This is a genomic window from Pseudonocardia sp., assembly GCF_035305885.1.
Lineage (GTDB): Bacteria > Actinomycetota > Actinomycetes > Mycobacteriales > Pseudonocardiaceae > Pseudonocardia.
Genome location: NZ_DATGOP010000075.1, coordinates 50,007 through 56,650, shown reverse-complemented (window position 1 = coordinate 56,650; position 6,644 = coordinate 50,007). Strand labels below are relative to the sequence as shown.

Sequence of the window (6,644 nt, the reverse complement as noted above, 5' to 3'; positions counted from 1 at the left end):
CTCGCCCCAGAACAAGCAGGCCGGCAACAAGATCACCGGCGACTTCAGCCAGTGGCACACGTTCGCCATGGACTGGCTGCCGAACCGCATCACCTGGTACGTCGACGGCGTCAAGCAGTTCGAGACCTTCGACAAGAACGTCATCCCGACCGGCCCGATGCACCTCGCGATCCAGCTCGACATGGGCCCCTACAAGGAGTGGATCCCGGCCCCGGACGCGACCACCCCGCCCGAGGTCAGCCTCGAGGTCGACTGGGTGCGCATCTACAAGCCGCGGTAGCGGCGCGTCAACCGAGGAATGACTCGTTCGCGGGCCTCCTCCCGGCCGACGACGGCACCGCCGCCGCGTGCCTACGGTCGCGGCAGGCGAGACGTCGGAGGTGGGCCTGGTGACCGACTGGGGGAGCGTGTTCCTCGACCCGACCGGCGCCGCGGCGGGCGGCGAGGACCGGACCCTCGCCCCGCGGCCGGCCACCCTCAACGGGCTGACGCTCGGGCTGCTCGACAACGGCAAGCCGAACGCGGCGGTGCTGCTCGAGGAGGTCGGCAGGCAGCTCGGCGAGCGGTTCCGGCTGCAGGACGTGAAGGTGTTCTCGAAGGACTACTTCGGCACGCCGGTGGAGCGGACCCAGGTCGAACGCATCGTCTCCACCTGCAACTTCGCCGTCACGGCCGTCGGTGATTGAGGCTCGTGCAGCGCGGCCAGTCTGGCCGACGGGATCCTGCTGGAACGGGCCGGCATTCCGGCCGTCAGCATCTGCACCGAACCGTTCCGCCTCGCCGCTGACGCGATGGCGCGCTCGTACGGCTTCCCCGGGTTCCCGTACGTCGTGACCGAGCACCCGGTGGCGAGCCTGTCCCGGGAGGAGATCCGCGAGCGCGTGGGGTCGATGCTGCCGCGCATCCTCGCGCAGCTGGGGGTCGAGCCATGACCGTCGAGGACACCCGCGCGCTCGCCGACGCCGTCGTCGACGCGATCGAGTACTGCTTCGACCAGGAGTGGAGCGACGGGCTCCCGGTCGTGCCGTGCACCGCCGAGCGGCTCGAGGAGTTCCTCGCGCGGACCGACCGCGACCCGGACGATGTCCTGCTGGCCATGCCGCAGATCGGCCGGGAGTGCACCGTGCGGCTCGCGGCGCTCAACGCGGCGCTGGCCGGCTGCCGCCCGGAGTACTTCCCGGTGGTGCTCGCCGCGTGGGACTCGCTGCGCGCCGAGGGCTACGTCGGGCGGGGCATCTGGCAGAGCACCACCGGCACCGCGCCACTGCTCCTGGTCAACGGCCCGGTACGGGAGCGGCTCGGCATCAACTGCACGGGCAACGTGTTCGGCTCGGGGTTCCGCGCGAACGCGACGATCGGGCGGGCCATCCGGCTCGCGGCGCTCAACGCGTTCGGGCTGCGCCCGCACGCGCTCGACCAGGCCACCCAGGGCACCCCGGCGAAGTACACGTGCTGCATCGGGGAGAACCAGGAGGAGAGCCCCTGGCCCGCGTTCCACGAGGAGTTCGGATTCGCGCGCGACGAGAGCACCGTCACCGCGATGACGATCCGCGCGGTCGCCCACATCGAGGCCCGCCACACCGGTGACGCGGAGCAGCTGCTGCGCGACCTGGCCGGGACGATCACCCGCACCGGCGCCCTGCTGCACCGCAGCGTCTCGTCCTGCCTCGTGCTGAGCCCCGAGCACGCCCACCTGTTGGCCGGGCAGGGCTTCGACAAGCAGGCCATCCGCCGGTTCGTCTACGACGAGGCGGTGCTCTCGCGCGAGGACCTCGACCGGGTCGGCAAGACCGCGATCTCGCGCACCACGTCGTGGCGGCTGCCCGCAGACCACCCGGAGGCGGTGCCCGACGAGCGCATCGACCCGGACACCGGCGCCCTCCACGTGCTCACCTCGCCCGAGGCGGTGCTGGTCGTGGTGGCGGGCGCGGGGAACTCCGGGGTGTCGGCGGTGGTCGACACGTTCGGCCCGCGCGGCGACCGGCCCCCGCTCGTCCCGGTGGCGGGCTGACCGGATCCCCGGCGACCGGTCAGGCGTCCGGCGGCTCGACGAGCCGGTGCCGGTAGGCCAGCGCCACGAGCTGCGCGCGGTCGCGGGCACCCAGCTTGGTCATCGCCCGGCTGACGTGCGTCTTCGCCGTGGCGTGGCTGATGGAGAGCGCGGCGGCGATGTCGGTGTTGGACAGGCCATGGGCGACCAGCCCGACGATCTCCTTCTCGCGGGCGGTCAGCTGGTCGAGCGCGTCCGCGTTCAGCCGCGGGGGCGTGGCCCGGTCGGTGAGGCGGGCGATCAGCCTGCGGGTGAGCCCCGGCGAGAGCAGCTCCTCCCCGCCCGCGACGACGCGGATGCCGCGCAGCAGCTGGACCGGCTCGGTGTTCTTGATCAGGAAACCCGCGGCGCCCGCGCCCAGTGCCTCGACGACGTACTCGTCGTGGTCGAACGTGGTGAGGATCAGCACGTGGCAGCCGGCGAGGCCGGGGTCGGCGGCGATCTCGCGGGTGGCGGCGAGCCCGTCGACGCCGGGCATCCTGATGTCCATCAGCACCACGTCGGGGCGGGTCTCGCGCGCCAGCCGCACCGCGGTGGCGCCGTCGGCGGCCTCGCCGACCACCTCCATCCCGGGCTCGCTGTCGACCAGCACCCGGAACCCGCCGCGGACGAGGGCCTCGTCGTCGGCGATGAGCACGCGGATCGGCTCGTCCACGCCGGTCATCATCGCGGACCCGGCACGGGCAGCTCGGCGTGCACCTCGAAGCCGCCCTCGGGGTGCGGGCCGGCGGCCAGCCGGCCGGACAGCGCGCGGGCGCGTTCGCGCATCCCGTCGATGCCGTGCCCGCCGGCGGTGTTCGCGCCCGCGCCGGAGCCGTCGTCGCGGACCCGCACGCACAGCCGGGACGGCTCGTGGGTGACCGTCAGCCGGACCGTGCGCGCCTGCGCGTGGCGCAGGACGTTGGTCAGCGCCTCCTGGACGATCCGATAGGCGGCCAGGTCGACCGGGGCGGGCAGCGGCCGCGGCACCCCCTCGACGCGCACCTGCACCCGCACGCCCGCGGCCTCGAGCGGGGCGACCAGCTCGTCGAGCCGGTCGAGCCCGCCGCGCGGCCCGCGCGGTTCTCCGTCCCCGGCGTCGGCGCGCAGCACCCCGAGGATCGTCTTGACGTCGGTGAGGCTCTCGTCGCACACCTTCTTGATCGCGGCGAGGGCCTCGCGGGCCTGGCCGGGCCGCTGGTCGATCACGTGCAGGCCGACGCCCGCCTGCACGCTGATGGCGGCCATGGCGTGGCCGAACACGTCGTGCAGCTCGCGCGCGATCCGCAGCCGCTCCTCGGCGGCGAGGCGGCGGGCCCGCTCCTCGCGGGCGGCGGCCTCGCGGGCGAGCTCGGCGCGGGTGGCCGCGAGCAGCGAGCGGTAGTACCCCACGGCCGTGCCCGCGCTCGCCGCCGTGGCCGCGAGCAGCACCGCGATCGGGACCACCCCGACCGTCTCGGTGTCGCCGAGCACCACCCGGATCGCGAGGATCTGCACCAGCGCGGTCGGCACGGCGACGGCGACGCCCCACCGCCAGCCGCGGGCGGCCGCGAGCGTGGCGCAGCCGACCAGCGGCACCAGCGTCACCAGGTGTCCGGCGTACCCGCCGAGGTACCAGGCGAGCGGGACCGCGTTGAGCACCGCGAACACCGCGACCGGGTACCGGCGGCGCACGGCGGTCGCGGCGGCGGCCACCAGGGCGAGGGCGACCATCCCGAGGTCCACCCGCCCGGCCTCCACTCCGGCGCCGACGAGGAGCGCGAGCGCCACGGCGCCGCCGAGGACCGCGTCGGCCACCGCCGCGCGGTCCCGGTCCACCACCCGCATGCCGTCGACCACCCTCCCGTCGGACCGGTCCCATCCTGCGCGGTCCGACCGCGGGCGCGCATCGGCGCGGCGTGGTGTCCCGCGGCTACCACCAGCGGCTGACCGTACGCCCGGCGGAGCAGCCGGGAAACACCTCCGCAGCCCGACGCGCGCGGCCCGCAGCGCAGACAGCATCGGAGCCGTCCAGCCGAACGAAGGGAACCCCGATGACCAGCTCCGTCCTGCTGTCCACCGCCGGCTACATCCTCGGCGTCGGGCGCACCGTGCCCACCACCGCCGCCGTCCTCGCGCTGGTCGGCGTGATCGCCGCGGCGTTCGCCCTCGCCCGCTCCCGCCGCAGGCCCGCCGTCCTCGGGCTCGTGCTGGGCGCCGTCGGGGTGGTCGTCGGCGGCCTGCACGGCGCCAACGCCGCGGGCGGCCTCGGCACCGGCAACGGGCTCGCCGGCGCCGTCATCGCGGTGGTGCTCGGCCTGGTCGCCGCCGCCCTCGCCGGGCTCGCGCTGGCCCGGGTCGCGGCCCGCAGCCGCGGGTGATCCCATAATCGCTGCGATCACACCGCAGACGACGGAGGGCTCGATGGCGCGCTGGCGCAACCGGCCGGAAGGTTCCACCTGGGGCGACTTCGGGCCCGACGACCACCTCGGACGGCTCAACCTCATCGGGCCCGAACAGGTCCGCAAGGGGGTGGCCGAGGTCCGCGACGGCGTCACGTTCTGCCTGTCGCTGCCACTGACCCTCCCCGGGCGAGCCGTGGTCAACCCGAACCGCCTCCCGCCGGTCCTGCGGCCCGCGCTGCGCTCCGGCGCCATCGGCTTCAACTGCAACATGAGCGTCGCCATCCCGGGGGCCAGCGACGTCATGTGCGACGACCTGGTCGTGCTGCACACCCAGTACTCCACGCAGTGGGACGCCTTCGGCCACGCGGGCTCGCACTTCGACGCCGACGGCGACGGCACCCCGGAGCGGGTCTACTACAACGGCTGGCGCGCGGACGTCGACGTGGTGGGCCCGGACGACCCGGATCTCGCGGGCATCCGCAGCCTCGGCCGCCTCGACGGCGCGGCCGACGGCGAGGCGTCGACCTCGAACGCGGGCCCGGTCGACATCAGCCACATGGCCCGCCACGGCGTGCAGGGCCGGGCGGTGCTCGTCGACCTCGAGGCCCACTACGGGACGCAGCGCACGGTGGTCGGCCACGCCGAGCTCTCCCGGGTGCTCGAGGCCGACGGCGTCGTCGTCGAACCCGGCGACATCCTGGTGCTGCACACGGGGTTCACCCGGCTGATCGCCGAGCAGGGCGGCAACCCCGACCCCGACTCCCTCGACGTGTGCGCCGTGCTCGACGGCACCGACCAGGACCTGCGCGCCTGGATCCGCGAGAGCGGGATCGCCGCGATCGCGGCCGACAACTACGCCGTGGAGTCGTTCCCGCCCGACCACGAGCTCAACGACGAGCCCGCGCTGCCGCTGCACGAGCTGTGCCTGTTCCGGCTGGGCGTGCACCTGGGCGAGCTGTGGTGGACGAGCGACCTCGCGGCCCACCTGCGGCAGGCCGGCAGGTCCCGCTTCCTGCTCACCGCCCCGCCGCTGCACCTGCCGGGTGCGGTCGGGTCGCCGGTGACGCCGATCGCGACGGTCTGACCGGGGCTTGCCCCGCGGCGCTCCGGCGGGTACGACGCTGGTCGGGGGAAGGAGCCTGCGATGACCGAGCCGGAGTACCTGCGCACGCTGTTCTGCATCGGGGTGCGGGACGCGTTCTTCGCGGCGGGCCCCGACGAGCGCAAGGCGGTGTTCGAGGCGTCGCAGGCGGCCTTCGACGACCTCGGCGGTCGGTTCGGCGTGCGGGTGCTCGGCACGATGGACGACGACCAGTCGATGGTCGGCCCGTCCCGGGGCTACCCGTGGACCTGCTACATCCTGGCCGACGTCCCGGACTACGCGACCGTCGCCAAGGTCTGCGGGATCATCCGCGAGCACCCCGTCGGCGACCACCAGCTGTGGCACTACTTCACGATCGAGGCGCGGGTGGGCCGGCCGTTGTTCTTCGGCAACGCGTGATGGGGCGGGTCGCGGTCGTCACCGGTGCGGGGCGTGGGATCGGCGCCGCCGTCGCGGCGGACCTGCACGGGCGCGGGCACCGGGTGGCGCTGATCGACGTCGACGCGGCCTCGGCGGCCGCCACGGCGGAGCGGCTCGGCGAGCGCGCCGCCGCGTTCCCGGCCGACGTGCGCGACCCCGACGCGGTCCGGGCCGCCCTCGCCGCCGTCCGCGAGCGGTTCGGCACCCCGGAGATCCTCGTGAACAACGCCGCCCGCACCGTGCCGCGGCCGGTGTGGGAGATCGAGCTCGACGAGTGGGACGACGTGCTCGCCACCAACCTGCGCAGCGTGTTCGTGCTGACCCGCGAGCTGGCGCCCGCGATGCGCGAGCGCGGGTGGGGCCGGATCGTGAACATGGCCTCGCTCGCCGGGCAGCAGGGCGGGCTCGTCGCGGGCGCCCACTACGCCTCGTCCAAGGCCGGGGTCCTCGTGCTGACCAAGATCTTCGCGAAGGAGCTGGCGGCGTCCGGGGTCACCGTCAACGCGGTCGCCCCCGCGGCCACCCGCACCCCGGTGATGGACGACATGGACCCCGAGCAACTGCGCGCCGCCGCGGCCGCCATCCCGGTCGGCCGGTTCGGCCGCGCGGAGGAGGTGGCCGGGCTCGTCGGCTACCTCTGCGGCGAGGACGCCGGGTTCATCACCGGCGCCACCTTCGACGTCAACGGCGGCGTGTTCATGCGGTAGCC

Annotated in this window: 9 protein-coding genes; 7 read left to right on the top strand and 2 right to left on the bottom strand. The window is 74.6% G+C overall.

Annotated features, from left to right (window positions below; all coding sequences use genetic code 11):
* The 3 genes from VKZ81_RS15815 to VKZ81_RS15800 all read left to right on the top strand — a co-directional run.
* Nucleotides 1-280: glycoside hydrolase family 16 protein (locus tag VKZ81_RS15815; RefSeq protein ID WP_324242324.1), on the top strand; the 280-nt coding region annotated here is incomplete at its 5' end.
* A 67-nt stretch (nucleotides 281-347) separates the two neighbouring features.
* On the top strand, nucleotides 348-932 hold the full coding sequence (locus VKZ81_RS35310) for a UGSC family (seleno)protein (RefSeq protein WP_422662697.1): 585 nt from the start codon (nucleotides 348-350) through the stop codon (nucleotides 930-932).
* Complete coding sequence (locus VKZ81_RS15800; protein ID WP_324242321.1) at nucleotides 929-2,011, top strand: hypothetical protein; 1,083 nt, start codon at nucleotides 929-931, stop codon at nucleotides 2,009-2,011. The genes VKZ81_RS35310 and VKZ81_RS15800 overlap by 4 nt, the downstream gene beginning before the upstream one ends.
* 19 nt (nucleotides 2,012-2,030) lie before the next feature.
* Here VKZ81_RS15800 and VKZ81_RS15795 read toward each other — a convergent pair whose 3' ends face one another.
* Nucleotides 2,031-2,705, bottom strand: coding sequence for a response regulator transcription factor (locus tag VKZ81_RS15795; protein WP_324242320.1), 675 nt, complete (start codon nucleotides 2,703-2,705; stop codon nucleotides 2,031-2,033).
* An 8-nt stretch (nucleotides 2,706-2,713) separates the two neighbouring features.
* Nucleotides 2,714-3,856, bottom strand: a complete 1,143-nt coding sequence (locus VKZ81_RS15790) for a sensor histidine kinase (RefSeq protein WP_324242319.1) — start codon at nucleotides 3,854-3,856, stop codon at nucleotides 2,714-2,716.
* Nucleotides 3,857-4,062: 206 nt separating this feature from the next.
* Here VKZ81_RS15790 and VKZ81_RS15785 point away from each other — a divergent pair, with 206 nt between their 5' ends.
* Genes VKZ81_RS15785 through VKZ81_RS15770 form a run of 4 tightly spaced genes read left to right on the top strand, consistent with a single transcriptional unit; the run spans nucleotide 4,063 to nucleotide 6,642 of the window.
* Nucleotides 4,063-4,389 carry a DUF6223 family protein gene (locus VKZ81_RS15785; protein ID WP_324242318.1) on the top strand — a complete coding sequence of 109 codons (327 nt, stop codon included), beginning with the start codon at nucleotides 4,063-4,065 and terminating at the stop codon, nucleotides 4,387-4,389.
* A gap of 43 nt (nucleotides 4,390-4,432) precedes the next feature.
* The gene (locus tag VKZ81_RS15780; protein WP_324242317.1) at nucleotides 4,433-5,497 is read left to right on the top strand and encodes a cyclase family protein; all 1,065 of its coding nucleotides are present in this window, start codon (nucleotides 4,433-4,435) and stop codon (nucleotides 5,495-5,497) included.
* Between the two features lie 60 nt (nucleotides 5,498-5,557).
* Nucleotides 5,558-5,914: a hypothetical protein gene (locus VKZ81_RS15775; protein ID WP_324242316.1), complete on the top strand. Its 357-nt coding sequence runs from the start codon at nucleotides 5,558-5,560 to the stop codon at nucleotides 5,912-5,914.
* Nucleotides 5,914-6,642: an SDR family NAD(P)-dependent oxidoreductase gene (locus VKZ81_RS15770; RefSeq protein ID WP_324242315.1), complete on the top strand. Its 729-nt coding sequence runs from the start codon at nucleotides 5,914-5,916 to the stop codon at nucleotides 6,640-6,642. The genes VKZ81_RS15775 and VKZ81_RS15770 overlap by 1 nt, the downstream gene beginning before the upstream one ends.
* Nucleotides 6,643-6,644: the final 2 nt, after the last annotated feature.

Coding starts and splice junctions, on each gene's coding strand:
- VKZ81_RS15785 (WP_324242318.1), top strand. CDS start 4,063: ATGACCAGCTCCGTCCTGCTGTCCACCGCCGGCTACATCCTCGGCGTC.
- VKZ81_RS15780 (WP_324242317.1), top strand. CDS start 4,433: ATGGCGCGCTGGCGCAACCGGCCGGAAGGTTCCACCTGGGGCGACTTC.
- VKZ81_RS15800 (WP_324242321.1), top strand. CDS start 929: ATGACCGTCGAGGACACCCGCGCGCTCGCCGACGCCGTCGTCGACGCG.
- VKZ81_RS15775 (WP_324242316.1), top strand. CDS start 5,558: ATGACCGAGCCGGAGTACCTGCGCACGCTGTTCTGCATCGGGGTGCGG.
- VKZ81_RS15790 (WP_324242319.1), bottom strand. CDS start 3,856: ATGCGGGTGGTGGACCGGGACCGCGCGGCGGTGGCCGACGCGGTCCTC.
- VKZ81_RS15770 (WP_324242315.1), top strand. CDS start 5,914: ATGGGGCGGGTCGCGGTCGTCACCGGTGCGGGGCGTGGGATCGGCGCC.